The organism is Stenotrophomonas sp. I18B00994, from assembly GCF_014145825.1.
Lineage (GTDB): Bacteria > Pseudomonadota > Gammaproteobacteria > Xanthomonadales > Xanthomonadaceae > Stenotrophomonas > Stenotrophomonas maltophilia.
In genome coordinates this window covers 86559-112191 of record NZ_JACIUW010000009.1, presented here as the reverse complement: position 1 = coordinate 112191, position 25633 = coordinate 86559, and the positions used below count along the sequence as shown (strand labels likewise).

Here is a 25633-nt window from a genome sequence, read left to right as displayed (position 1 = left end):
ACGTCCGGACGGCGTTTTTCCCCCTGTTCGGAACATCGATCAATGACGCAGAAAATTACGGTCATCCGCGGCGACGGCATTGGCCCGGAAATCATGGACGCCACCCTGTTCGTGCTCGACCAGCTCAAGACTGGGCTGGAGTACGAAGACGCCGACGCCGGCCTGGTGGCCCTGGAAAAGCACGGCGACCTGATGCCGGCGGTGACCCTGGAATCGATCGCGCGCAACAAGGTCGCGCTGAAGAGCCCGCTGACCACCCCGGTCGGTGGTGGCTTCACCTCGATCAACGTCAGCCTGCGCCGCCATTTCGACCTGTACGCCAACGTGCGTCCGGCCCACACCTTCCCGAACACCAAGTCGCGTTTCGACAACGTCGACCTGATCACCGTTCGTGAGAACACCGAGGGTGCCTACCTGGCCGAAGGCCAGGAAGTGTCGGCCGACGGCGAGACCGCCTTCTCCGGCACCCGCATCACCCGCAAGGGCTCCGAGCGCATCGTGCGCTACGCCTTCGAGCTGGCCAAGAGCACCGGCCGCAAGAAGGTCACCGCTGTGCACAAGGCCAACATCATCAAGTCGACCTCGGGCCTGTTCCTGAACGTCGCCCGTGAAGTGGCCGCGCAGTACCCGGACATCGAGTTCCAGGAAATGATCGTCGACAACTGCTGCATGCAGCTGGTGATGCGTCCGGAACAGTTCGACGTGATTGTCACCACCAACCTGTTCGGCGACATCATCTCCGACCTGTGCGCCGGCCTGGTGGGTGGCCTGGGCCTGGCCCCGGGTGCCAACATCGGCAAGGACGCCGCGATCTTCGAAGCCGTGCACGGCACCGCGCCGGACATCGCCGGCCAGGGCAAGGCCAACCCGTGCGCGCTGCTGCTGGCAGCCGCGCAGATGCTGGACCATATCGGCCAGCCGGAAAACGCCGAGCGCCTGCGCAAGGCCATCGTGGCCACCATGGAAGCCAAGGATTCGCTGACCGGCGACCTGGGCGGTACCGGCACCACCATGAGCTTTGCCCAGGCCATCGCCAGCCGCCTGTAAGCGGCCGGGCGACCTCGGTTGAATCCACAGCGGGGCGCCTTCGGGCGCCCCGTTGCGTTGTGGGCTGACTCGTAGATCCACGCCATGCGTGGATGGCGGGGCTTTGGTCCGCAGCCACCCATGGGGGGGTCTACAGGGGTTGTCTGTGCGTATTTCGCACAGATCATGTGCTGTTGCACGGCTGGTTCGTGCGCCATCCGCTCTGCATCCTGTGCCCACTTTCCACTGCACAGGAGTCGCTCCATGAATCTCACCGCCTTCGGCCTGGCCAGCCTGATCGGCATGGCCGCCACCATTCCGGTTGTTGCCGCCGAGTCGGCCCATCCCACCATCCGCTATATGGCGGGCGCGCCGGTCGCGACCTCGCTGGATGCAGCGAGGACCGCCGTGCTGGTGATCGACTTCCAGAACGAGTACTTCGATGCCAAGGCCGCGCCGGGCTTTGCCGGTGGCCGCATGGTCATTCCCGATGGCGTGGCCGCACTGCGCCAGGCCAAGCGGGTGGTCGCGTTCGCCGATGCCCACGGCATCCGCGTGATCCACGTGCAGCACGTGTTGCCGGCCGGTGCACCGCTGTTCGCGCAGGGCAGCGTCAATGCCGACTTCCATCGCGACCTGCAGCCGCGCAAGGGCGAGACGGTCGTGCAGAAGGACAACGTCAGTGTGTTCGCTGGCAGCTCGGCCGCGGTGCTCGACACGGTGCTGAAGGATGCCGGCATCGACACCCTGATCGTCACCGGCCTGCAGACCCATGCTTGTGTGGCCGGTGCCGCGCGCGACGCGGCGGCCGCACCCCGTGGTTACCGGGTGATCGTGTCGTCCGATGCCAGCGCCAGTCGTGACCTGGACCTGGCTGGTGGCCAGCGCATCGATCATCGCGCGCTGCACGATGCCTCGCTGGCGCAGATCGAAGACGCCTTCGGTGATGTCATGAGTACCGACGCGATCCTGGCGTTGCCGGTGCGCAAGGCCGGCGACGGCGCTTGATAAGCTGGCGGGGCCCGCATGCCGTGGGCCCCGCCACATGGAGTTGCCCGCCGATGGATCACTTCGCCGCCCTGCGTGCGCTGCGCGCCATCGTTGACGCGGGCAGTTTCACCGCGGCCGCTGAACGCCTGGGGACCACCCACTCGGCGATGTCACGGCAACTGCGCCAGCTGGAAGAGCATCTGCAGGTTCGCTTGCTCGATCGCAACAGCCGCAGGCTGTCATTGACCGAGGCCGGGCGCGACTACTACCGCGAGGCGGCAACGCTGCTGGACCGCCTGCAGGAGGCGGACGACCGTGCCCGCGCCGGGCAGGCGCAACCCAGTGGCAGCGTACGCATCAGCGTGCCGCAGGTCGTGGCCAGCCAGGAGTTGCCGCATTGGTTGCCGTCGTTCCTGCAGCGTTACCCGCACGTCTCGTTGGATCTGTCGGCCGATGATCAGCTGGTCGATGTCGTCGGTGGTGGGTTTGACCTGGCCCTGCGCATCGCGCATGCGTTGCCGGACAGCCAGCTGGTCGCACGTGAACTGGCCAGCTGCCCTCGCATCCTGGTGGCCGCGCCAGCCTACCTGGCGCGTCATGGCCTGCCGCGTCAGGCATCGGATCTCGCGCAGCACACGCTGCTGGGCTTCAGTCCCACACCGTCAATGCCGCCCTGGCAGCTGCAGGGGCCGCGTGGTGCCAGCATGAACATCGAGGCTGGCCAGCGCCTGCGCGTGGATGCCACGCCGGCACTGTATGCCGCCGCGCTTGCGGGAATGGGCATCAGCCTGTTCACCGCACTGACGGTGCAGGAAGACCTACGCGCCGGTCGTTTGATCCGTGTGCTGCCTGCCTGGCACGCCGGACAGCGGCGCTACTTCGCGCTGTATCCGCATGCACGTGCGCTGGCGCCGAAAGTGCGTGCGCTGGTCGAGCACCTTGCGGCGCACTACGCTGCACAGGTGGGCGCGGCAGGGTAGTCGCGCGGCTGCAATCGAGGTGGTGATGGAGTCGGTGTATCTGCTGGTCGCACTGGGCGCGATCGTCGCCGGATTCGTGCAGGGCCTGTCCGGCTTCGCCTTTGGCATGGTGGCGACGTCGTTCTGGGCATGGGGGCTGGAGCCGCGACTGGCGGCCACGCTGTCGGTGTTCGGCGCGCTGGTCGGCCAGCTGGTCGCGGTGTTCACCGTGCGCCGCGGATTCAACCTGCGCCTGCTGCTGCCGTTCGTGCTGGGCGGGTTGGCCGGCATTCCGCTGGGCGTGATGGTGTTGCCGCAGCTGGACATGGACTGGTTCAAGGCGCTGTTGGGCGGCTTCCTGGCGTTGTGGTGCCCGGTGATGCTGATGGTGCGCTCGTTGCCTCCGGTCCGCGTTGGCGGCCGTATCGGTGATGCGATTGCTGGCATGGCCGGTGGCGTGCTCAGCGGCATCGGCGGCTTCGCCGGGCCGGTGCCGACGTTGTGGAGCACGCTGCGCGGCTTCGGCAAGGACGAGCAGCGCGCGGTCATCCAGAACTTCAATCTGGCCATGCTGGCGGTGACCATGGCCACCTATGTCGGCAGTGGCCTGGTGAGCCGGCAGATGCTCCCGTACTTCGCCATCGTGGCGCCAGCCATGCTGGTGCCGACCCTGCTGGGCGCGCGCGTCTACATCGGCGTCAGCGAGCTGCGCTTCAGGCAGCTCGTACTGGGCCTGCTGACCGCATCAGGCATTGCGTTGCTGGCCTCGTCGCTGCCGACGCTGCTGGCGCGCTGAGGGCGGAACGAAAAAGGGCGCCACGAGAGGCGCCCTTTGTCGTCTATGGCATGTTCCGATTCAGCGCTGCTGGATCTTCGACAGCAGGCGCAGGAACTCCACATACAGCCAGACCAGGGTCACCATCAGGCCGAATGCGCCATACCACTCCATGTACTTCGGCGCGCGCTGGGCCACGCCGGTCTCGATGAAGTCGAAGTCCAGTACAAGGTTCAATGCAGCCACGACCACCACGAACAGGCTGAAAGCGATGCCCAGCCAGCTGGAGTCATGGATCACCGGCACGTTGATGTTGAAAAAGCCCAGCACGAACGATGCCAGGTAGAGCAGGGCAATGCCGCCGGTGGCGGCGACCACGCCCATCTTGAAGTTCTCGGTGGCCTTGATCACGCCGCTGCGGTATGCGACCAGGAGGGCGGCCAGGGTGCCGAAGGTCAGCAGTACGGCCTGGAACACGATACCCGGGTACTTCATGTTGAACAGCGCCGACACGGCGCCCAGGAACAGGCCTTCGACCAGCGCGTACATCGGCGCGGTGACCGGCGACCATTCCTTCTTGAAGATGGTGATCAACGCCAGCACCAGGCCGCCGATCGCGCCACCGATGGCATACAGGCTCGCGCTGCCGGAAATCTGGCCGTACTCGTCGACCGCCTGGCTCCAGGCGAACGCCGCGGTCAGCACGGTCAACAACAGCAGGATGCCGGTCTTGTTGGCGGTGCCGTTGAGAGTCATCACCTGGTCGGGGCTGGTCACCACCGAGCCGCTGGCGAGGTCGAGGAAGGTCGACTCGGAAAGAGCCGGGTTGCCGCTGCGCATGCGTGTTCTCCGTGCGGATGAGGGGCTGGACGGCCATCCGGCCGATGACCGGGAGCATAGCTGATGGCTGCACGTGGTGCCGTGCCAGGCGTCGCGTTCGAGTCGCCCGCGTTGACAGTTCATGATGCGCTTGGCCACAATGACCAGCTCCCCGGGCCTGGCCCGAGGGGATTGCAAGACCGGGGTATAGCGCAGTCTGGTAGCGCGCCTGCTTTGGGAGCAGGATGTCGGGGGTTCGAATCCCTCTACCCCGACCAATCCCACATCACGTCGGATTGGACACCGTTCCGGTCCGGGCGCCCGTAGCTCAACTGGATAGAGCACCGGCCTTCTAAGCCGGCGGTTACAGGTTCGATTCCTGTCGGGCGCGCCATTTCACCCATCTCCTGCAGGTCCTGTTGTTACCGGCCTCTGCCTGGTCCTGCGCTGTGTTGGCGCGCATTCAATCTGGTCCGTCGTGGCCGATGCATAGTCGGCCTGCCCCATGCCGGGGTGACTGCGCTGAGCCATCCCTTGATGAACACCGTTGCGCGATCGCGCTGTCTGCTGCTGGCGATGGGCCTGGGGCTTGCCGTGCAGGCGTCCGCCAACGCCCCAGTGATTGCGGTCTACCGCGGCGAGGCCGGTTGCCCAGGGTGTTCGGAGGCCGTCGAACAGGCCATCCATCGTTCGCGTCCGGACTATCACGTGGTGTTCGTCGGCCCGGGCGAGGCCGTCGATGTCGATTCGCTGGCCACGTCGCGCTATCGGGCCTATGTGCAGCCGGGGGGCGGGCAGGACATCGACGCCGCGATGGCGGCGGTGGGCGAAGAGGGGGCGGCAGTCATCCGTCGTTTCGTCGATGCAGGCGGAACCTACATCGGCCTGTGCATGGGGGCCTACCTGGCCGGCGCATCGCATCTGGGCCTGCTGGCGCAGGACCTGGACGCCGAGGCCGGCAGGCCGGGATTCCCGGTACAGGATGAAGACGATGCCGTGATTCCCGTCGTCTGGGACGGGCGTCGCCAGACGGTGTACTTCCAGGACGGTCCCTACCTGCCCAAGGCGCCACGCGACCAAGGGTTCAAGGTGATTTCCCGCTACACCAGTGGCGACATTGCGGCTGCGTCGTATCGCCACGGGAAGGGCAGGGTGGTGCTGTCGGGACCCCATCCGGAAGCGCCGACGCAGTGGTTCAAGATGGCGGAAATCCCGCTTTCGCAGATACCGTCGGCCGATCTGTTCAAGTCACTGCTGGATGAGGATCGGCGCTGAGGCGGGCGCGTGCGCAGCGCGACGCGGGCCGGAATGGCGACCGGCACATCAATGTGAAGAAATGCTTGCAATTCCTTCGCGACTCCCGGAAAATGCCGGACTCGCTTCAGGGGACGGCCTTCTGGTCCCACCCGGTCGCAACGCATCAGGTTTCACTGCTGGCAGCATCGGCAGGGGAGCAGAAGTTTCAGTGGTGGCTGTAGCTCAGTTGGTTAGAGTACCGGATTGTGATTCCGGTGGTCGGGGGTTCGAATCCCCTCAGCCACCCCACTGTTTCAACCGTATCGGCGCAGCCGGAGCGGTATTGCAATAAACAGAATGCACGCTACAATGTGCGTCTGAGTTTCACGGGCCGTTAGCTCAGTTGGTAGAGCAGTTGACTCTTAATCAATAGGTCCAAGGTTCGAATCCTTGACGGCCCACCAAGACGGAAGCCACCTGGTACGCCAGGTGGCTTTTTTCTTATAAGTGTGACCCCGTCATTTCGATGGATCACGCGCTGAAGCGCTCCGCCTGGCGGGGTTCTGCAGCGGCAGCGGGACTGCAGCGCTGGTTTCAACGATGTTGAAAAAAGTGCTTGCACCCACCGAGCGGATCGGGTCATAATTCGCGCCCCGATTTCGGGCTGTTAGCTCAGTTGGTAGAGCAGTTGACTCTTAATCAATAGGTCCAAGGTTCGAATCCTTGACAGCCCACCAGACGAAAGCCACTTGGTTCGCCAAGTGGCTTTTTTCTTGCCTGTGGCCGGGTTGCGCTTCATCCACGCATGGCGCGGATCTACTGAAGCGGTGCTGAAACCAGGGGCATGTGCGTCATCAGTGTTCTCAATGCTGTGCGCTGCTTCTCACCGCATTGCCTCTTTCATCGCACCCAATGGATCTTCCGCGCCGAGGGCGCATGTACGAAGGAAGAAGCTGATGACCGATATCAACCGACTGTGCCGGATGGCGTGGGTTCCTTTCGCGTTGCTGGCGCTGGTGGCCTGCGCACCTGGCAGTGACCCGGCGAAGACGGTCGAGCGCGATGCGGGCACCGGGGCCGTTCCGGCGCGCCCGATCGCCGGAGTCGCGCAGCCGGCATCGCTGGCGGAGGGTGGGGCCGCCCGCGAGGCTGTGGAGTTGCGTAGCACCGACGATGGTGGCGTGGACATCCGCAAGGTGGATGTGGCGGCTGGGCAGGGCGCTGACGCATCTGCGCCCCCTGCCGCGGCGAAACACTGAGTCGCTGCCGTCCCGAACGGTCGCCTGACTTTCGGGACGGCCTTTGGCGCGGACGATGTGCCCGCCTGTCATGTTCAGTTTTGTGCAGGCCTTCCGATTCCAGCCGGCGCCTGCGACAATGAACGCCTGTGCCGGCCACGCGAAAGTGGCGGAATTGGTAGACGCCCTGGATTTAGGTTCCAGTGCCGCAAGGCGTGGGGGTTCGAGTCCCCCCTTTCGCACCAGTGCCGGCCTGTCCCCCGCCCTGATCGGGCCCCGCTGCCCCTCTTGACCGGCACGCGCTGGCAGTGCAGGCCGAATTGGGCGAAACTAAAGGGCTGCGGCAAGCAGGCGCGTCCCAGACGTCGTGTCCTTACAACCGTTTCATCCCAATCATCGAGCCGGGGGCGTGGGCCACCGGTGGCAGGAGTCAACATGCAAGCTTCGATCGAATCCACCGGCAACCTGGAACGCCGCCTGAGCTTCTCGCTGCCGGAAGACCGTCTGCAGAGCCACATCGTCGGCCGCCTGGGCGAAATCGCCCGTACCACCCGCATCAAGGGTTTCCGTCCGGGCAAGGTGCCGGCCAAGGTGATCGAGCAGCGCTTCGGCGCGCAGGTCCGTGGCGAGGCGCTGGACGGCCTGCTGCGCGAAACCTTCGACGCGGCCGTGCGCGAGCACGATCTGCGCATCGTCGGCAGCCCGCGCATCGACAAGGGCGACGAGGGTGAATTCTCCTTCGTGGCCACCGTGGAAGTGGTGCCGGACTTCGGCGACATCGACGTCAGCAAGCTGACTGTCGTGCGCCACACCGCCGAGATCACCGACGCCGACATCGACCAGATGATCGAGAACCTGCAGAACCAGCGTCGTACCTGGGCCCCGGTCAGCCGTGGCGCGCAGGACGGTGACCTGGTCGCGGTGGAAACCTGGTCGCAGGCCGGTGAAGAGCGCCTGCCGGCCGAAGGCACCGAGAAGGGTTCGATCGTGCTCGGCCAGGGCATGATGTTCGAGACCATTGAAAAGGGCCTGGTCGGCCTGGCCAAGGGCGAAGAGAAGACCCTGGACGTCGAGTTCCCGGCGGACTGGCGTGTGCCGGTGCTGGCCGGCAAGACCGTGCAGGTCACCGTCAAGGTCGCCGAAGTGTCCGAGCCGGTCGTGCCGGCGGTCGACGAAGCCTTCATCAAGAGCTTCGGCGTGAAGGGTGGCGATGTGGAGCAGTTCCGCAGCGACATCCGCGCCAACCTGGAGCGCGAGCTGAAGGGCGCCCTGATGAACCGCCTGCGCCGCGAAGTGGGCGAGCAGCTGATCGCCGCCTATTCCTCGGTGGAAATGCCGCCGCGCCTGGTCGAGAACGAAGCCCGTGCCATGCTGGCCCAGCAGGTCGAGCAGATCCGCCGCAACGGCCAGAACGTCGGCGAGATCCCGGCCGATGCCCACGAAGGCTTCAAGGAAGCGGCCGCCAAGCGCGTGCTGGTCGGCCTGCTGGTCGGTGAAGTGGCCCGCATCAACGACCTGCGCCTGGAAGCCAAGCGCCTGAACGAAACGATGCGTCTGATCGCTTCGACCTACGAAGAGCCGGAGCAGGTCATTGAGATGTACCGCAACGACCCCCAGCTGATGTCTGGCCTGCAGAACCGTGTGATGGAAGAGCAGGTGATCGACTGGATCGCCGAGCGTGCCCAGCACACCGAAGAGAAGCTGTCGTTCCAGGACGCGATCCGCCAGTAAGCCCGGGCGGATCACCGGATGCCCCGCGCCTTTGCCGGCGCGGGGTTGTTGCCCCCCAAGATAGGTACCTCACGTAATGGACAACCGAACCAAAGCCCTGAACCTGGTTCCGATGGTGGTCGAGCAGACCAGCCGCGGCGAGCGTGCCTACGACATCTATTCGCGCCTGTTGAAGGAGCGCCTGATCTTCCTCGTGGGCCCGATCGACGATCACATGGCCAACGTGGTGGTGGCGCAGTTGCTGTTCCTGGAATCGGAAAACCCGGAAAAGGACATCAACATCTACATCAACTCGCCGGGTGGCGTGGTCACCGCCGGCATGGCGATCTACGACACCATGCAGTACATCAAGCCGAATGTGAGCACCACCTGCATCGGCCAGGCTGCCTCGATGGGTGCCCTGCTGCTGGCCGCGGGCGAAGCCGGCAAGCGCTATGCGCTGCCGAACTCGCGCGTGATGATCCACCAGCCGCTGGGCGGCTACCAGGGCCAGGCCACCGACATCGACATCCACGCGCGTGAGATCCTGACCCTGCGTTCGCGCCTGAACGAGGTGCTGGCCAAGCACACCGGCCAGTCGCTGGAGACGATCGCCCGCGACACCGAGCGCGACAACTTCAAGAGCGCCTTCGAGGCGCAGGCCTACGGTCTGGTCGACCAGGTCCTGGAGCGTCGTCCGGATGAGTCGATCCAGGCCGGTTGACCGGCCTTCACGGGGCCATGGAGGCCTCGTTCCTGCAGGGTCGGGCGGGACTGGTGTCCCCTCGGCCCTGTGCTATTCTCGAATCGAACCCCCGTTCAGCGGGTGGGGTAACTGGGTAAGCGAAGCATGAGCGAAGACCGCCAAGGTCGTTCCACGGACACCGGCAAGATCCTCTACTGCTCTTTCTGCGGCAAGAGCCAGCATGAAGTGCGCAAGCTGATTGCGGGTCCGAGCGTGTTCATCTGTGATGAATGCGTGGAGCTGTGCAACGACATCATCCGTGAGGAACTTGAGGAAAAGGCGCAGTCGGCGCGCAGTTCGCTGCCCAAGCCGCGCGAGATCCTCGAGGTCCTCGACCAGTACGTGATCGGCCAGAACCGTGCCAAGCGCACCCTGGCCGTGGCCGTGTACAACCACTACAAGCGCATCGAGAGCCGGCAGAAGAACGACGACGTCGAACTGGCGAAGTCGAACATCCTGCTGGTCGGCCCGACCGGTTCGGGCAAGACGCTGCTGGCCGAGACCCTGGCCCGCCTGCTCAACGTGCCGTTCACCATGGCCGACGCCACCACGCTGACCGAAGCCGGTTACGTGGGCGAGGACGTGGAGAACATCATCCAGAAGCTGCTGCAGAAGTGCGACTACGACGTCGAAAAGGCGCAGCAGGGCATCGTCTACATCGATGAAATCGACAAGATCTCGCGCAAGAGCGAGAACCCGTCGATCACCCGCGACGTGTCCGGCGAAGGCGTGCAGCAGGCCCTGCTGAAGCTGATCGAAGGCACCGTGGCCAGCGTTCCGCCGCAGGGCGGCCGCAAGCACCCGCAGCAGGAATTCCTGCAGGTGGACACCAAGAACATCCTGTTCATCTGCGGCGGCGCGTTCGCCGGGCTGGACAAGGTGATCCAGGCACGTTCCACCGACGTCGGCAGCATCGGCTTCGGCGCCAAGGTGAAGAGCAGCGAGCGCAAGCAGGAAGTGGGCAAGGTGCTGGCGGAAGTCGAGCCGGAAGACCTGATCAAGTTCGGCCTGATTCCCGAGTTCGTCGGCCGCCTGCCGGTGGTCGCGACCCTGGAGGAGCTGGACGAGCCGGCCCTGATCAAGATCCTGACCGAGCCGAAGAACGCCATCACCAAGCAGTTCAAGAAGCTGTTCGAGATGGAGAACGTCGAGCTGGAGTTCCGTCCGGACGCTTTGTCGGCCATCGCCAGGAAGGCGCTCAAGCGCAAGACCGGCGCCCGTGGCCTGCGCACCATCGTCGAATCCGTCCTGCTGGACACCATGTATGACCTGCCGTCGCAGGAGAACGTCAGCAAGGTGGTCGTGGACGAATCGGTGATCGAGCACAAGTCCGAGCCGTACCTGATCTACCAGACCCCGGCGGCCCCTGAACAGAAGGCCGCAGGCGCCGAGTGATCCTTCCAGGTTGTTGATTGGAAAGGATTTTAAAGGAATGCCTTGCATCTGAAAGCCGATGGCCCCATAACGGGGCCATCGGCTTTTTTTGTCTCCGGAAGATGCCCTCCCGGAGGCGGTTTTCCCCCTTCCCTGGAGCCCCCATGGCCCGTTCCCCAAGTGAAACCCTCGACCTGCCGGTCCTGCCGCTGCGCGACGTAGTGGTGTTCCCGCACATGGTCATCCCGCTGTTCGTCGGCCGTGACAAGTCCATGCACGCGCTCGAACAGGCAATGGAGGCGGACAAGCGCATCCTGCTGCTGGCGCAGAAGTCGGCCGAAACCGACGACCCGCATGCGGCCGACCTCTACCAGGTCGGTACGCTGGCGCAGGTGCTGCAGCTGCTGAAGCTGCCCGACGGCACCATCAAGGTGCTGGTCGAAGGACTGTCGCGCGTGCAGGTCACCCACGTCGACGAGCGCAACGGCTCGCTGCACGGCCAGGCGGTGGAGATCGACGCCACTGACGAGCGCGAAGCGCGCGAGGTCGAGGCCATCGCCCGCTCGCTGATGTCGCTGTTCGAGCAGTACGTCAAGACCAACCGCAAGCTGCCGCCGGAGCTGTTGCAGACGTTGTCGGGCATCGATGAGCCGGCGCGCCTGGCCGACACCATCGCCGCGCACATCAGCGTGCGCCTGGCCGACAAGCAGCGCCTGCTGGAAACGCTGGCCGTGGGCGACCGCCTGGAAATGCTGGTCGGCCTGGTCGACGGCGAGATCGACGTGCAGCAGATGGAGAAGCGCATCCGCGGCCGCGTGAAGTCGCAGATGGAGAAGAGCCAGCGCGAGTACTACCTCAACGAACAGATGAAGGCCATCCAGAAGGAACTGGGTGACCTGGACGACGCACCGGGGGAGCTGGAAGAACTGGCCCGCAAGATCGCCGAAGCCGGCATGCCGAAGGCCGTTGAAGCCAAGGCGCGCAACGAACTGAACAAGCTCAAGCAGATGTCGCCGATGTCGGCCGAAGCCGCGGTGGTGCGCAACTACCTGGAGTGGCTGCTGGGCGTGCCGTGGAAGAAGCGCAGCAAGGTGCGCAAGGACCTGAAGGCTGCGCAGGACACGCTCGACGCCGATCACTACGGCCTGGAGAAGGTCAAGGAACGCATCCTTGAATACCTGGCGGTACAGTCGCGCGTGAAGCAGATGAAGGGACCGATCCTGTGCCTGGTCGGGCCGCCGGGCGTGGGCAAGACCTCGCTGGGCCAGTCCATCGCCAAGGCCACCAACCGCAAGTTCGTGCGCATGTCGCTGGGCGGCGTGCGCGACGAGGCCGAGATCCGTGGCCACCGTCGTACCTACGTCGGTTCGATGCCGGGCCGCATCGTGCAGAACCTCAACAAGGTCGGCAGCAAGAACCCGCTGTTCGTGCTCGACGAGATCGACAAGATGTCGATGGACTTCCGTGGCGATCCGTCTTCGGCGCTGCTGGAAGTGCTCGACCCGGAGCAGAACAACGCATTCAACGACCATTACCTGGAAGTGGACCTGGACCTGTCCGAAGTGATGTTCGTGGCCACCTCGAACTCGCTCAACATTCCCGGCCCGCTGCTGGACCGCATGGAAGTGATCCGCATCCCCGGCTACACCGAGGATGAGAAGCTCAACATCGCCACCCGCTACCTGGTGCCCAAGCAGGTCAAGGCCAACGGCCTGCAGCCGGAAGAGCTGGAGATCGGCAGCGATGCCATCCAGGACATCGTGCGCTACTACACGCGCGAATCGGGCGTGCGCAACCTGGAACGCGAGATCGCCAAGATCTGCCGCAAGGTGGTGAAGGAGATCGCGCTGGCCGGCCCGCAGCCGGTGAAGGCGAAGAAGGGCGCGAAGAAGAAGGCGCTGGTGAGCGTGTCCAGCAAGAACCTGGACAAGTACCTGGGCGTGCGTCGCTTCGACTTCGGCCGTGCCGAGGAAGAGAACGAGATCGGCCTGGTCACCGGCCTGGCCTGGACCGAGGTGGGCGGCGATCTGCTGCAGATCGAATCGACGCTGGTGCCGGGCAAGGGCCAGCTGATCCTGACCGGCCAGCTCGGCAACGTGATGAAGGAATCGGCTTCAGCGGCGCTGTCGGTGGTGCGTTCGCGCGCGGTCGGCTTCGGCATCGACAGCGACTTCCTGCAGAAGCACGACGTGCACCTGCACGTGCCCGATGGCGCCACCCCGAAGGACGGCCCGAGCGCCGGTGCGGCAATGGTCACCTCGCTGGTGTCGATGCTGACCAGGGTGCCGGTGCGTGCCGATGTGGCGATGACCGGCGAGATCACCCTGCGTGGTCGCGTCACCGCCATCGGTGGCCTGAAGGAAAAGCTGCTGGCGGCACTGCGTGGCGGCATCCGCACGGTCATCATCCCGGAAGAGAACCGCAAGGACCTGGCCGACATTCCGGCCAACGTCACCCGCGATCTGAAGATCGTCCCGGTGAAGTACATCGAAGAGGTCCTGGACTTGGCGCTGGAGCGTCCGTTGGCACCGAAGAAGGCGCGCAAGAGTGCGCAGCGTGTCACGGTGCGCAGCAAGGCCAAACCGAGTGGAAGCGCGCGCGTCAAGCATTGACGCGCGCTGTCCAATGGCCCGAAACCCGCGTCATTGCTGGCTTTCCAGCTTGCGTGGGGGTAGGGCCACTGGTATAAAAGCAGCACTCGCGAATGAGTGATCGCTGTCAGCGATGACTGAATCGGCGAACCGTTTCCACATGGTGGCCGCATGCAGAAGGCATGCGGTTGCTTCCCTGTCGAATAAGCGGAACCCACCGCCAAAGGAGTTGTAGAGAATGAACAAGACCGAATTGATCGATGCCGTTGCTGAAGCTGCCGACCTGACCAAGGCCGAGTCCAGCCGCGCTGTCGATGCCGTCGTTGCTGCCATCACCAAGGCGCTGAAGGACGGCGATGCGGTCACCCTGGTTGGCTTCGGTACCTTCCAGGTTCGCGACCGTGCTGCACGCACCGGCCGCAACCCGAAGACCGGCGACACCATCAAGATCGCTGCTTCGAAGAATCCGTCGTTCAAGGCTGGCAAGGCCCTGAAGGATGCTGTAAACTAAGCGGCTCGCTGGGGTGCTTAGCTCAGCGGTAGAGCGTCTCCTTTACACGGAGAGGGTCGGGGGTTCGAAACCCTCAGCACCCACCACAGCACCGCGGTAAAAGTTTGAGTGTGGAGCGGTAGTTCAGCTGGTTAGAATGCTGGCCTGTCACGCCGGAGGTCGCGGGTTCGAGTCCCGTCCGCTCCGCCATTCAACGAGGCCTCCGGCCAAAAGCTGGAGGCTTTGTTTTCTTCCCGGTCCAGGCCGGCTGGAAAGCAAAAAAAGCAACAATGCGGAGCGGTAGTTCAGCTGGTTAGAATGCTGGCCTGTCACGCCGGAGGTCGCGGGTTCGAGTCCCGTCCGCTCCGCCACTACATCGAGGCCCCCGGCCTGAAGCCGGGGGCCTTGTCTTCTCCCCGGAAGGCTCGGGAAGAAGGCGAAAGGTTTTTGCAAGAACGGAGCGGTAGTTCAGCTGGTTAGAATGCTGGCCTGTCACGCCGGAGGTCGCGGGTTCGAGTCCCGTCCGCTCCGCCATTGCAGAATTCTTAAGTCCCTGTGAAAAAACTTTGAAAAAAGTGTTCATCGGGCTGGGTTTCCAGGGAGTCTTCGGATATACTGGGCGCCTGCAAAGTTTCAGCGCGGAGCGGTAGTTCAGCTGGTTAGAATGCTGGCCTGTCACGCCGGAGGTCGCGGGTTCGAGTCCCGTCCGCTCCGCCAACTCTAAAAGCCCTCGGCGCAAGCCGGGGGCTTTTTCTTTGTGCCGTCGGAAGCGGTGCGCAGGCCACGCCGGCGCTGCTTTTGGTCCCTGCGACGAAGCGGGTTACACTGCCGGGCTCGCCAATCAGGCCTTGTGATTCCTCACCATGCTGCAGAAACTCCGCGACAAGACCTCAGGCTGGATCGTCACCGTGATCCTGGGGCTGCTGATGATTCCGTTCCTGTTCGTGATCGACAACAGCTACCTCGGTGGCGTTGGCGCACAGAACGTGGCCAAGGTTTCCGCGCCGCCGACCTGGTGGCGTTCGGCACCGTCGTGGTGGCCGGTGCGCATGCTGTGGCAGCACCATGAGATCAGTGCGCAGGATTTCCGCACCCGCTTCGAGCAGGAGCGCATGCGTGAGCGCCAGCAGCAGGGCGAGAATTTCGACCCGCGCGCGTTTGAAAGCACTGAAAACAAGCTGGCCGTGCTCGATCAGCTGATCGACGAACAGGTCGTGCGCCTGGTTGGCGAGCAGGCCGGTGTCGTGATCGGCGATGGCGCGGTGCGCGAGTACATCGCGACCATCCCGGCCTTCCTCGATTCGAACGGCAAGTTCAACGAGAACAACTACCGCCTGGCGCTTGCCGGTGGCAATCCGCCGCGCACGCCGACCCAGTTCCAGGAACTGGTGCGTGAGAGCCTGCAGCAGTCGGTGATCCCGTCGGGCCTGCAGAACTCGGGCTTCGTTACCCAGTCCGAGACCGAGCGCCTGCTGAAGCTGCTGGGCGAGACCCGCGATGTCGAGCTGGCCGCGCTGCCGGAAGTGCCGGCCGATACCGCGCCGGTGACCGACGCGCAGATCAAGCAGTGGTACGACAGCCATGGCAAGGACTTCCGCCAGGCCGAGAGCGTTTCGCTCGAGTACGTCGAGATCAATGGTGCGAACCTGCCGGCACCGACCGCCGCCGACGAAGCCACCCTGCGCAAGCGCTATGAAGACGAGAAGGCGAAGTTCACCACGCCGGAGCAGCGCCAGGCCTCGCATATCCTGATCACCGGCGACGGTGCCGAAGCCAAGGCGAACAAGATTGCCGCCGAAGCCAAGGCCGCCGGCGCCGACTTCGCTGCACTGGCCAAGGCCAACTCGGAAGACCCGGGTTCGAAGGGCCAGGGTGGTGACCTGGGTTGGGTCGAACGCGGCGCGATGGTCAAGCCGTTCGAAGATGCGCTGTTCGCTGCCAAGGCCGGTGACGTGATTGGTCCGGTCAAGACCGAGTTCGGCTATCACATCATCAAGGTTGCTGCGGTCCGTGGCGGCCAGGGCAAGTCCTTCGAGGAAGTGCGTGACACGCTGGCTGCCGAGCAGCTGAAGGCCGACGGCGAGCGCGGCTTCAACGAACTGGCCGGCCGTCTGGTCGACGCCATCAACAAGAGCCCGAGCGATCTGGCTGCCGCGGCCAAGGAAGTGAACCTGCCGCTGCAGACGCTGGGCCCGATCACCCGTGCCACCGCCAGTGGCATCGCCGCTGACCCGGGCGTGCTGCGTGCCGCCTTCTCCGACGTGCTGGTGCAGGACGGGACCGCCAGCGACCCGATCGCGCTGGGCGGCGCGACCAACCACAGTGTGGTCATCCGCGTGGCCGCGCACACCCCGGAACAGGCCATGCCGCTGGACAAGGCGCGCGAGCAGGTGATCGCTGCGATCCGTGCCGACCGTCAGCGCCAGGCCAGCGACAAGGCGGCCGATGCCGTGCTGGCCAAGCTGAAGGCGGGCGCCACCCTGCAGTCGCTGGCGGCCAGCGAGAAGCTGCAGCTGAGCCCGATGCCGGGCCTGCCGCGCAGCCAGCCGGTACCGACCCCGGAAATCAACCGCGCGATCTTCAGCGCGCCGGTGCCGGCCGATGGCAAGCCGAGCTACGGCAAGGTCGATGTCAACGGCCATGCGTTGCTGTTCGCGGTGAACAAGGTGAACCCGGGCGACGTGAAGGAAGTGACCGCCGAGCAGCAGAAGCAGCTGAAGGACCAGCTGAGCCAGATCGATGGCATGGCTGCGGCCAAGGCCTATGTCGAGGCGATGCGCAAGAAGTTCGTGATCCAGACCACCGAAGCGAACCTGTAAGCCTCGCGGCGGGCAGGATCGAAGAAGGCCCGGCAATGCCGGGCCTTTTTTTGTCTTCGCGTCGTTTGTGGCGCGCTTGGCCTCTGGTAGTGGTCGAGCTTGCTCGACCGCCTTTTGTAAAGTCGAGCCGTGCTCGACTGCATCCGCTGGGCGCAGGCATGAAAAAGCCGAGCATGGGCTCGGCTCTATACGGGAGGCGCGCTTGGCCTGTGCGTCAATCCTCGACGCGCAGCACCGCGCCAGGCTTCAGCACGCTGCTGCCGCTCAGGCCGTTCAGCGACAGCAGGGCCTTCACCGGCATGCCGTAGCGGCGGGCGATGGTCCAGGCCGACTCGCCATCACGCACGGTGTGGCGGCGGCTGCGCGGACGGTCGGCGATCGCGGCGACGGTTCTGGTGACCTGCGGCGTGGGGACAGCGGCCGCCACCGGTGCGGTAGTGGCGACCAGCGCGGTCGCTGCCTCCGCTACCGTCGCATTTGCGGCCGAGACCGGCGCCAGCACGCGGGTGGTACCCGAGGGACGGCCACCGGAGGCCAGGGCCGGGTTGAGGCGGGCGATCCTGGCAGGGTCCAGGGCGCGCTGTGCGGCCCACTGCTGCACGCTGGTGCCCGCAGGCAGGGTGTGGTCCTTCAGCACCGGCACGGTGCGGTCCAGCGAGGCCATCACGCCAGGCTGGTCTTCCACGTCTTCCAGCACGCAGGCCAGGGCATGCAGCTTCTCGACGTAGGCATGGGTGACCGGCGACAGGCCGGGCAGCGCTGAAGGCTTGGCGTTCTGCGCGTTCATGCCAGCCTTGCGCATGGACTGCAGCACGCGGTACTCGCCGGCGTTGTAGGCCATGGTGGCCAGGCGCCAGTCGCCGCCGAACATGCCGTGCAGGGTCTTCAGGTAGCGCACTGCGGCCTGGGTCGAATCGACCGCCGACAGGCGGCCGTCATAGCCGTTGGTCATCGGCACGCGATGGTTGCGCGCGGTGGTGGCGATGAACTGCCACAGGCCGGTCGGGCCGCTGCCATTGCGGGCATTGGGCCGGTAGCCGCTTTCCACGAAGGGAATCAGCGCGAACTCGGTGGGCAGGTCGGCCTTGCGCAGCTCTTCGACCACGTAGCCGAACAGCACCAGCGCATCGTCATCCTGGTTGGCCAGGCGCGAGGGGGCGTGGGCGAACTGCTTCTGCCAGCGTGGGCTGGTGGCCTCGGCGTCGCAGCTGGGTTCGGCCAGGCCGTCGCGGAAGCTGGTGAAGATCTCCTGGCCGTTGCGCACCGAAGCGGCGGGCAGCGCGGACGGATCCAGCGGCAGGGCCGCGGCAGCGGTCAGGTTCTGGCTGATGCCGGCGCCCAGCGACTGTGCGCCCGCGGTTCCGGCCAGCCCCAGGACAAGGCCCAGGGCCAGCGGCAGACTTCGGCGCATCATGCGCGGAAGCCGTCTTTCCAGTGCCGGAGACCGGCCATCACGTCGACGTCGTCAACGACGTCACGGCCCAGGTGTGCCGAGACCGACGCACGGATCGGCGCCGCGTGCACACGCAGGAAGGGATTGCAGTCGAATTCGTTGGCCAGGGTTACCGGCAGGGTGGAACGGTCATCGCGGCGCATGGCCAAAGCCTCCTCTTGGCGCTGCCACAGGGCAGCGTTGGCGGGGTCGACATGCCGCGCGAAGACGGCATTTGACACGGTGTACTCGTGGGCGCAACAAAGCAGCAGTTGCGCGGGCAAGGTACCCAGCTTGCGCATCGATGCCAGCAGCTGGGACGGCGTACCTTCGAACAGACGTCCACAGCCCAGGCTGAACAACGAATCTCCGCTGAAAAGATGTTCAGCAGTGTGAAACGCGATGTGGCTGCAGGTATGCCCGGGCACGGATAGTACGTGGAACGTCCGGCCCAGTGCCTGAACGCGTTCACCTTCGCCGACCCGCTCGGTGGCCGTGGGGATGCGCTCTTCGACCGGCGCGATGACCCGTACACCGGGAAAACGAGCCTGCAGTGCGGGCACGCCACCGATGTGGTCGTCGTGGTGGTGGGTGAGCAGGATCGTGTCCACGCGCAGGCCCTGATCGGCCAGTGCGAGCACTGGCGCGGCATCGCCGGGGTCGACGACCACGGCAGTGCCATCGTCGGCGATCAGCGTCCAGATGTAGTTATCCGCAAATGCGGGCAGGGCAGTCAGTCGCATAGAATTGGACCATGCCCGCGCTGCAGAGCACCCGTCAAGCGAGCCAGACCCCGTGGTTCGACAGTGAGCCGGCGGCGGCGCTGCGCGTTCTGGAACGGCAGTTGCTGCTTCCGCAGCTGTCGGCACTGCCCGCGCAGCCCTGGCTGTGGATCGCGCCGAGTGCGGCCTGGCTGGAGGATGCGCAGCTGGGTGGGCGCGGCCTGCGCCTGTTCCGGCAGGGGTCGGGGCCGGGCTATGACGGCGATACCCGCTGCGGGCTGCCCTTGCCCCTGGCCAACGAGAGCGTCAATGCGATCGTGCTGCAGCATGTCACCACCGGCGATGCCGATCTGCTGCTCGACGAGTGCGAGCGCGTACTGATGCCGGGCGGCCATTTGTGGCTGAGCAGCCTCAATCCGTTCAGCCCCTACCGCACGCACTGGCGGCAGCATGGGCTGGTGGTGCGTACGCCGCAGCGGATCCGCCTGCTGCTCGGCCGCCATGGCCTGGAGTGCGACGATATGCGCTACCTCGGCCCGCTCTGGCGCGGTGCCGGCGGCCGTCGCCCGGGGGGCTGGGCGCCATTGCGCGCGGCCTGCCTGTTCCATGCGGAGAAACGCACGCTGGCCCTGCCCGGGCCGAAACCGCTGCCGGTGCGCTGGCACGGCACCGTTGCTACCTGATTCTGGAGCTGTATTGAAAACCATCGAAATCCACACCGACGGATCCTGCCTCGGCAATCCCGGCCCCGGCGGCTGGGCTGCGTTGCTGCGCTACAAGGGCCACGAGCGCGAGCTCAGTGGCGGTGAAGCGCACACCACCAACAACCGGATGGAGCTGATGGCGGCCATTTCCGGGCTCGAGACGCTGACCGAGCCGTGCAACATCGTGCTCTACACCGACTCGCAGTACGTGCGGCAGGGCCTGACCCAGTGGATGCCCGGCTGGATCCGCAAGAACTGGAAGACCGCTGGCGGTGATCCGGTGAAGAACCGCGAGCTGTGGGAGCGCCTGCACGCGGCCACGCTGCGGCACCAGATCGACTGGCGTTGGGTGAAGGGCCACTCCGGCGACCCGGACAATGAGCGGGTGGATACCCTGGCCCGCAACGCGGCGATCCAGATCCGCGACGCCAGCCCGGTAAACTGAGCCCATGCGTCAGATCATCCTCGATACCGAAACCACCGGCCTGGAGTGGAAGAAGGGCAACCGCATCGTCGAAATCGGCTGCGTGGAGCTGTTCAAGCGCCGCCCGACCGGCAACAACTACCACCAGTACATCAAGCCGGACTGCGAGTTCGAACAGGGCGCGCAGGAAGTCACCGGCCTGACCCTGGAGTTCCTCGATGACAAGCCTGAATTCGCGCAGATCGCCGATGAGTTCCTGTCGTTCATCGATGGCGCCGAGCTGATCATCCACAACGCGGCGTTCGACCTTGGCTTCCTCGACAACGAGTTGTCGCTGCTGGGGCCGCAGTACGGAAAGATCGCCGACCGCTGTACGGTGATCGATACCCTGGCGATGGCGCGTGAGCGCTTCCCGGGCCAGCGCAACTCGCTGGATGCGCTGTGCAAGCGGCTGGGCGTGGACAACTCGCACCGTGCGCTGCATGGCGGCCTGCTCGATGCGCAGATCCTTGGCGATGTCTATATCGCACTGACCTCGGGCCAGGAAGAGATCGGCTTCGGCCTGGGCGATGACGACGGCGGCGGTGCCGGCGCGGCGTTGCAGGCTTTCGATACCAGCAAGCTGCTGCCGCGTCCGCGCGTGGTGGCTACGCCGTCGGAACTGGAAGCGCACGCTGCGCGGCTGGAACGGCTGCGCAAGAAGGCCGGCCACGCACTGTGGGATGGCCCGAAGGTGGAAGAGCCCGCCAGCGCGTAATGCCTGGAATGAGGTAGTGCCGGCCGCTGGCCGGCATCGTCCTGATACGAGGTTCCCCGGGTGAGCCGGCCAGCGGCCGGCACTACCGCCTCCACGCATGGCGTGGCTCTACCGGTTAATGGCAGCGCACCAGGATCACGCTGATGTTGTCACGGCCACCGCCATCGAGTGCGGCGGCGACCAGCGTATCCACGCATTCCTGCGCGCTGGCATCTTCGAATGCCAGGGTGCGGGCGATGCCGCGGTCATCCACTTCCTCGGTGAGACCGTCGCTGCACAGCAGCAGCTGCATGCCCGGACGCAGCTCACCACTGGTGGTGGCCACGTTCAGGTGGGCTGGATCGGTCACGCCCAGTGCCTGGGTGACCACGTTGCGATGCGGATGCGCGCGTGCCTGTTCGGCGGTCAGGTTGCCCTGCGCGACCAGTTCCTGCACCACGCTGTGGTCCTGGCTGAGCTGCGCCAGCTGGCCGTCGCGCCACAGGTAGGCGCGGCTGTCGCCGACCCAGGCCACTTCATAGCGGTTGCCCTGCACACGCGCGGCGACTACGGTGGTGCCCATCGGCAACGTGTCGTTGCGCCGGCGCGAGGCGCGGATGATCTCTTCGTCGGCAGTGCGGATGGCCTGTGCCAGCGGTGCGCCGCGGCGGATCTCGCGCACGATGGTTTCGCGTGCCAGTGCACTGGCCACTTCGCCGCAGGCATGCCCGCCCATGCCGTCGGCCACCAGCCACAGGGCCAGCTCGCTGTCACCGTAGTAGGTGTCCTCGTTGAGCTCGCGGCGCATGCCGGGGTGGGTGAGGTGTCCGAATTCGATCATGGTAGGCAGGGCGGGGTATTGCCGGGGGAGACAGGCATCATCGGGTGGCCGCAGGCATCCGGCAAGGCATGCGCCCAGGAAATTTTCAGTTCGTTGGCCGTAATGACTTGTCGTCGGCCTCACTTCCTCGTATGATGCGCGTCCCCGGTCCGCCGGGGACCACCCGGAGAGGTGGCAGAGTGGTTGAATGTACCTGACTCGAAATCAGGCAGGCGTTTATAGCGCCTCGGGGGTTCGAATCCCCCCCTCTCCGCCAGATAAAGAAGAAAGCCGCCCACTGGGCGGCTTTTTTCTTGGCCAACGTTCGGGAGATGCAGGCGGTTGTTGTAGTGATCGACACCTTTGATGCGGGGGGATGAGAACTCCCGACGGGGTTCGACGGTTCTGCAGGAGCAGAACCGGACAGCCGTAGGCTGGCCCTGGAGCGCGTAGCGCGGAAGGGTCGGGTGCATGGATGCACCCGACAATCCCCCCCTCTCCGCCAGATAAAAGAAAAGGGCTGCCGAAAGGCAGCCCTTTTCTTTTATCTGGCGCGGGACACGACGCGCGTTTCGCGCGTCGCCCCACACGTTGCGTGGCAACGCGTGGGCCCCTCCCTTTGCCTGCCTCTCCCCGCCCCTGTCGGGGCAGCCCCTCAACAGAGGGGCTTGCTTCTCCAGATGGTTCCGGGCGTGGATGCGGCATTGATGATTTCCTTGTCTCTGCGGGAATAGAAGAGGGCTGCCGAAAGGCAGCCCTTTTCTTTTATCTGGCGCGGGACACGACGCGCGTTTCGCGCGTCGCCCCACACGTTGCGCCGCTCGTTGCCCGCTGGGTGCATCCACGCACGGCGTGGAAGGCAAGGTCATTCGCACAGGGCGGGGACCGATGCCCTGTGCGAATGGCGTGTGCTCAGAACCTGTAGCCCAGCCCCAGCTGGATGCCGTTCTGGGTCTGGCCGTCGCGCCGCTCGCCCACGTAATCAACCATCACCGACAGGCGCTTGCTGGCACGGCTGGTCACGCCCAGGTTCCAGGCCAGGACCTGCTCACCGACGGGCTGGCTGCTGGCACTGAACAGCAGGTCCGGGGCGGCGGTGAAGCCGTTGCTGTAGCGGGCCTGGGTATCGCCCAGCTCCTTCTGCCAGACCACGCGGGCCCGCGGGGTGATGCGCTCGCCGTTGTTGCCGTCGAAGGTCTTGAACAACTGCAGGCCGGCGCCTGCGCGGATGCTCTCCAGGCTGCCACTGCGGCCGATGAGTGCGGCTGCGTCCTGGCCTTCGTTGAAGTGCGTGGCCGAGGTGCGCATGTAGTCGATCACCGGCAGCAGCGGCTGTATCACCACGCCGTTGCCGGTGGTGAACGAGAACGCATGCTCCACGCGCGCAGAGATCGCGTCGTTGCTGTACTTCGCGCGCAGCGGTGCCTGCAGGCCCTCGATCCCCTCGATGCTGCGACGGGTGTCGTGGCGAAGATCGGTGTAGCGGACGGCGGCGGACAGGTAGCCACGTGAATAGAGCGCGTCCACGTAGCCGCCGATATCCAGCGCGCGGACATCGCCGCTGAATCCTGCACCTTCGCTGGACCGGGTCGACATGTCGGCCGCGGCAAGGCTCACGCCCAGTGTCACGCGGTCGTCTGCCAGACGGGTATCGGCACCAAGCGCGATGCCGCCGATGGTGTGGTTCAGGCCGGCGACGCCCGCACCACCCTCGATACGGCCATGGCTGCCGAACCCGCGCGCCCAGAAGCTGCGGTTGTGTCCGGCGTCGCCCGCATCACTGCCTGCATCTGCCGGTGCGACCAGGTGCATCGCCAGCTGGTTGAACAGGCGACTGCCGGTCGTTGCCGATTGCGCCGAGGCGGTCTGCGCGGCCTGTGCTGCCAGGCCGTCCGCATCGCCACCGCTGCGCGATGCTGCCTGGTGCTGCTGCACGACGTTGCCGATGCTGCCGACCAGTGCGGTATCGGCCAGGCGCAGGCTGGCATGCGCGTCGCCGCGCAATGCTCCCGCCTGGCGCGCGATGTCATCGCGGTCAGCGAACTGCAGGGCACCCAGCAGTCCGCTCATCGAGGAGGTGCGCTGCGCAGCGGCCTGTTGCAATGCGATGCCCAGACCGTCGCCGGATGCGGCGTTGCCGAACAGGCGTGTGTCGTCGAAGGAGGGATTGGCGGTCAGCCACAGGCCGCTGCCGGTCTGGTTGACGGTGAAGCTGAGCAGTGAATTGTGGCGAGGGCGGAATACGGCGCCGGGAGCGGTGAGGTCCACCGCGCTGCCGGCCTCGCCACTGCGCTCGACGTACTGGAAGCGCCCTTCGATGAAGTCCGACACCGGTGCTGCGCGGGTCAGGGTATCGGGCGTAGCGGTGCGGCACCACAGGCCAGCGTACTCACCGTTCGACGCGCTGCAGGGGGCGATGGGCAGCTGCAGGGCGCTGGCATCCACCTGGGTTCCCACCAGGTGGTTCTGCTGCCCGGCCGGGAAGAACGCCTGCTTGACGTCCAGCGTCAGCCTGGCGGCGGGGGCAATGCTCAGCACGGCGCGGTTGATGTTGCCGAACAGGTTGTAGTCCCCCGCCTGCCGGTCCTCATCGACCAGGAAGTAGCGGGCTTCTTCCAGCGTCAGTGCCGGTGCAGTGCGCTGGCTGTCGACCTGGAAGGCCAGGTTCGCACCGTCATTGAGGTTGATGTAGCGACCCTTGCCGATCCGGAAGCGCTCGCTGGTGAACACGTCGTCGCCACCCGGTGCGAGTGCTTCCAGCGAGTAGGGGCGCATGACGATGCCGGACGGCGCGAGCGTTCCGCCCTCGTTGATGTCGATCGTGGCATTCAATGAACCGTGCCCGGTCAGCACGCCGCCGCGTTCGATCACGGTCAGGCTGCGCAGTGCGCCCTGCTGCAGTTCGATGCGCCCGCCATTGCGGGCGCCGATGGCTTCGGCGTGGTGGATCCAGCCATTCTGCTGCAGGCGCAGGGTGCCGCCATCGGCGACCACATACTGGGCGGCGGAAGCGGTATCCAGCGACCAGACCCCGCCCTTGCCGATACGGATCACACCGAAGGCGTCGTCCAGCCGGATGTCCGGGGCCGACTGCTGGAAGTAGCGCAGGTTGGCCAGCGCATTGGTGTAGCGCCCGCGCACGGCCAGGTTCGGATTGAGGTCTCCGCTCACGTCCTTGTCGACGGAAAGCACGTCGCCGGTCTGGACGTAACCGGCTTCGGTGACGACGCGATCACTGTAGAAGGTCACACCGGGATACGCGGTGCAGTTGCCTGCCGCGCTCTGGTCGCGGGTCGGGCAGAAGCGCGTGGCCACGGCCGCCACGTTCGGGTCGAAGTAGCGCAGGAAGCCCGACTGCTGGGTCAGTTCATAGTGCGCCTGGACGATGCGCGCTTCGATGACCGCGAAGTCGGTCGGGCCGAACATGTCCCGGTAGTACTTGATGTACTTGTCCTGCCCCGGGTAGGGGGTAGGACCGTTCGGGCCGGATTCGCCATGGATGCCCAGCACCGTCTCCGTGTAGTTGCCGTGCGCCGGCAGCAGGCCGAACTGCGTGACCTTGCGCTTCACGCCGGCAACGAAGGCGTCGGCGCAGGCCGAGTAGCAGCCGCCGTCCAGTACGGTATCCAGCCCGTGCTGGCGGATGACGGCACCCATGCCCACGCCACCGGAGGCGGCCCCGCCCGGCGAGTTGCGGAACACCACCTGGCGGAGCGGCGTACCCCGGGCCTGCGCGGCCAGGATGTAGGCCTCCAGCGTCTGCGGATCGGTCGCCAGCACGTTGCCGGTGTAGTAGAGCGTGTCTCCATTCACGTGGAAGGCACTGGCATGGGCCTGCGGTGAGGCAGCGATGCCGAGAAGTGCTGCAACAAGGGCACTGCCGAGGACGGTGGCGCGACGGGTGGGGAGGGCGGGATATCGATGCATGCGGAGTTCCACGGAAAGGAGTGAAGTGCGGATGCCGCCCCTTTTTCGCTGCATGAACACGCTGATGCGGCGTGTTTTCAACACGTTGCAGCGTGG

General features: G+C 65.5%; 20 protein-coding genes and 12 tRNA genes. 27 read left to right on the top strand and 5 right to left on the bottom strand.

Going from position 1 to position 25633, the window contains the following annotated elements; all coding sequences use genetic code 11:
• Window positions 1–42 precede the first annotated feature (42 nt).
• The 4 genes from H4O10_RS12165 to H4O10_RS12150 all read left to right on the top strand — a co-directional run bounded on the left by H4O10_RS12165 (window position 43) and on the right by H4O10_RS12150 (window position 3771).
• A complete protein-coding gene (locus tag H4O10_RS12165) occupies window positions 43–1047 on the top strand; it encodes an isocitrate dehydrogenase (RefSeq protein ID WP_033835461.1) in 1005 nt (334 codons plus the stop codon).
• A gap of 243 nt (window positions 1048–1290) precedes the next feature.
• Entirely contained in the window at window positions 1291–2034 is a 744-nt protein-coding gene (locus H4O10_RS12160; RefSeq protein WP_049403860.1) for a cysteine hydrolase, read from the top strand.
• A gap of 53 nt (window positions 2035–2087) precedes the next feature.
• Window positions 2088–2996 (top strand): LysR family transcriptional regulator, encoded by a 909-nt coding sequence (locus H4O10_RS12155; protein ID WP_049454708.1) that lies wholly within the window; start codon window positions 2088–2090, stop codon window positions 2994–2996.
• A gap of 25 nt (window positions 2997–3021) precedes the next feature.
• Window positions 3022–3771 (top strand): sulfite exporter TauE/SafE family protein, encoded by a 750-nt coding sequence (locus H4O10_RS12150; protein WP_049454707.1) that lies wholly within the window; start codon window positions 3022–3024, stop codon window positions 3769–3771.
• Window positions 3772–3831: 60 nt separating this feature from the next.
• On the opposite strand, the gene H4O10_RS12145 is transcribed toward H4O10_RS12150, so the two are convergent.
• The gene (locus H4O10_RS12145) at window positions 3832–4590 is read right to left on the bottom strand and encodes a Bax inhibitor-1/YccA family protein (protein WP_005408265.1); all 759 of its coding nucleotides are present in this window, start codon (window positions 4588–4590) and stop codon (window positions 3832–3834) included.
• Window positions 4591–4770: 180 nt separating this feature from the next.
• Between H4O10_RS12145 and H4O10_RS12140 the strand changes: the two genes are divergently transcribed.
• From H4O10_RS12140 to H4O10_RS12050, 19 genes are all read left to right on the top strand, one after another.
• Window positions 4771–4847, top strand: a tRNA-Pro gene (locus tag H4O10_RS12140).
• Window positions 4848–4886: 39 nt separating this feature from the next.
• A tRNA-Arg gene (locus H4O10_RS12135) sits at window positions 4887–4963 on the top strand.
• A 143-nt stretch (window positions 4964–5106) separates the two neighbouring features.
• A complete protein-coding gene (locus tag H4O10_RS12130) occupies window positions 5107–5844 on the top strand; it encodes a BPL-N domain-containing protein (protein WP_049454705.1) in 738 nt (245 codons plus the stop codon).
• 193 nt (window positions 5845–6037) lie between these two features.
• A tRNA-His gene (locus H4O10_RS12125) sits at window positions 6038–6114 on the top strand.
• Window positions 6115–6193: 79 nt separating this feature from the next.
• Window positions 6194–6269 (top strand) — tRNA-Lys (locus tag H4O10_RS12120).
• 197 nt (window positions 6270–6466) lie between these two features.
• Window positions 6467–6542, top strand: a tRNA-Lys gene (locus tag H4O10_RS12115).
• A 219-nt stretch (window positions 6543–6761) separates the two neighbouring features.
• Window positions 6762–7064, top strand: coding sequence for a hypothetical protein (locus H4O10_RS12110; RefSeq protein WP_049452183.1), 303 nt, complete (start codon window positions 6762–6764; stop codon window positions 7062–7064).
• 139 nt (window positions 7065–7203) lie between these two features.
• Window positions 7204–7288, top strand: a tRNA-Leu gene (locus H4O10_RS12105).
• A gap of 190 nt (window positions 7289–7478) precedes the next feature.
• On the top strand, window positions 7479–8774 hold the full coding sequence (tig, locus tag H4O10_RS12100; RefSeq protein ID WP_005408268.1) for a trigger factor: 1296 nt from the start codon (window positions 7479–7481) through the stop codon (window positions 8772–8774).
• A gap of 76 nt (window positions 8775–8850) precedes the next feature.
• Entirely contained in the window at window positions 8851–9477 is a 627-nt protein-coding gene (gene clpP / locus H4O10_RS12095) for an ATP-dependent Clp endopeptidase proteolytic subunit ClpP (RefSeq protein ID WP_004146318.1), read from the top strand.
• A 126-nt stretch (window positions 9478–9603) separates the two neighbouring features.
• Complete coding sequence (gene clpX, locus H4O10_RS12090) at window positions 9604–10893, top strand: ATP-dependent Clp protease ATP-binding subunit ClpX (protein WP_004154600.1); 1290 nt, start codon at window positions 9604–9606, stop codon at window positions 10891–10893.
• A gap of 143 nt (window positions 10894–11036) precedes the next feature.
• Window positions 11037–13484 (top strand): endopeptidase La, encoded by a 2448-nt coding sequence (gene lon, locus H4O10_RS12085; RefSeq protein ID WP_049452184.1) that lies wholly within the window; start codon window positions 11037–11039, stop codon window positions 13482–13484.
• Window positions 13485–13701: 217 nt separating this feature from the next.
• Entirely contained in the window at window positions 13702–13974 is a 273-nt protein-coding gene (locus H4O10_RS12080; RefSeq protein ID WP_005408270.1) for an HU family DNA-binding protein, read from the top strand.
• Between the two features lie 11 nt (window positions 13975–13985).
• Window positions 13986–14060, top strand: a tRNA-Val gene (locus H4O10_RS12075).
• Window positions 14061–14086: 26 nt separating this feature from the next.
• Window positions 14087–14163, top strand: a tRNA-Asp gene (locus tag H4O10_RS12070).
• Window positions 14164–14247: 84 nt separating this feature from the next.
• A tRNA-Asp gene (locus H4O10_RS12065) sits at window positions 14248–14324 on the top strand.
• A gap of 86 nt (window positions 14325–14410) precedes the next feature.
• Window positions 14411–14487: transfer RNA gene (locus H4O10_RS12060), tRNA-Asp, on the top strand.
• Window positions 14488–14593: 106 nt separating this feature from the next.
• Window positions 14594–14670 (top strand) — tRNA-Asp (locus H4O10_RS12055).
• Between the two features lie 146 nt (window positions 14671–14816).
• Window positions 14817–16772: a peptidyl-prolyl cis-trans isomerase gene (locus H4O10_RS12050; RefSeq protein ID WP_005408271.1), complete on the top strand. Its 1956-nt coding sequence runs from the start codon at window positions 14817–14819 to the stop codon at window positions 16770–16772.
• A gap of 214 nt (window positions 16773–16986) precedes the next feature.
• On the opposite strand, the gene H4O10_RS12045 is transcribed toward H4O10_RS12050, so the two are convergent.
• Window positions 16987–18186: a lytic transglycosylase domain-containing protein gene (locus H4O10_RS12045; RefSeq protein WP_005408272.1), complete on the bottom strand. Its 1200-nt coding sequence runs from the start codon at window positions 18184–18186 to the stop codon at window positions 16987–16989.
• A complete protein-coding gene (gloB, locus tag H4O10_RS12040; protein WP_049432357.1) occupies window positions 18183–18947 on the bottom strand; it encodes a hydroxyacylglutathione hydrolase in 765 nt (254 codons plus the stop codon). The genes H4O10_RS12045 and gloB overlap by 4 nt, the downstream gene beginning before the upstream one ends.
• Before the next feature lie 11 nt (window positions 18948–18958).
• On the opposite strand from gloB, the gene H4O10_RS12035 reads away from it, so the two are divergent.
• From H4O10_RS12035 to dnaQ, 3 genes are read left to right on the top strand one after another with little or no spacing between them, the layout of a single operon-like run.
• Entirely contained in the window at window positions 18959–19609 is a 651-nt protein-coding gene (locus H4O10_RS12035) for a hypothetical protein (protein ID WP_049432361.1), read from the top strand.
• Window positions 19610–19622: 13 nt separating this feature from the next.
• Entirely contained in the window at window positions 19623–20075 is a 453-nt protein-coding gene (gene rnhA / locus H4O10_RS12030) for a ribonuclease HI (RefSeq protein WP_005408275.1), read from the top strand.
• 4 nt (window positions 20076–20079) lie between these two features.
• A complete protein-coding gene (gene dnaQ, locus H4O10_RS12025) occupies window positions 20080–20811 on the top strand; it encodes a DNA polymerase III subunit epsilon (protein WP_049453426.1) in 732 nt (243 codons plus the stop codon).
• A 115-nt stretch (window positions 20812–20926) separates the two neighbouring features.
• Here the strand turns inward: dnaQ and H4O10_RS12020 are convergent, their stop codons facing one another.
• Complete coding sequence (locus tag H4O10_RS12020; RefSeq protein WP_005408277.1) at window positions 20927–21631, bottom strand: PP2C family serine/threonine-protein phosphatase; 705 nt, start codon at window positions 21629–21631, stop codon at window positions 20927–20929.
• Between the two features lie 165 nt (window positions 21632–21796).
• On the opposite strand from H4O10_RS12020, the gene H4O10_RS12015 reads away from it, so the two are divergent.
• A tRNA-Ser gene (locus H4O10_RS12015) sits at window positions 21797–21887 on the top strand.
• A gap of 635 nt (window positions 21888–22522) precedes the next feature.
• Here the strand turns inward: H4O10_RS12015 and H4O10_RS12010 are convergent.
• Window positions 22523–25537 carry an autotransporter domain-containing protein gene (locus H4O10_RS12010; protein WP_049454808.1) on the bottom strand — a complete coding sequence of 1005 codons (3015 nt, stop codon included), beginning with the start codon at window positions 25535–25537 and terminating at the stop codon, window positions 22523–22525.
• Window positions 25538–25633 lie beyond the last annotated feature (96 nt).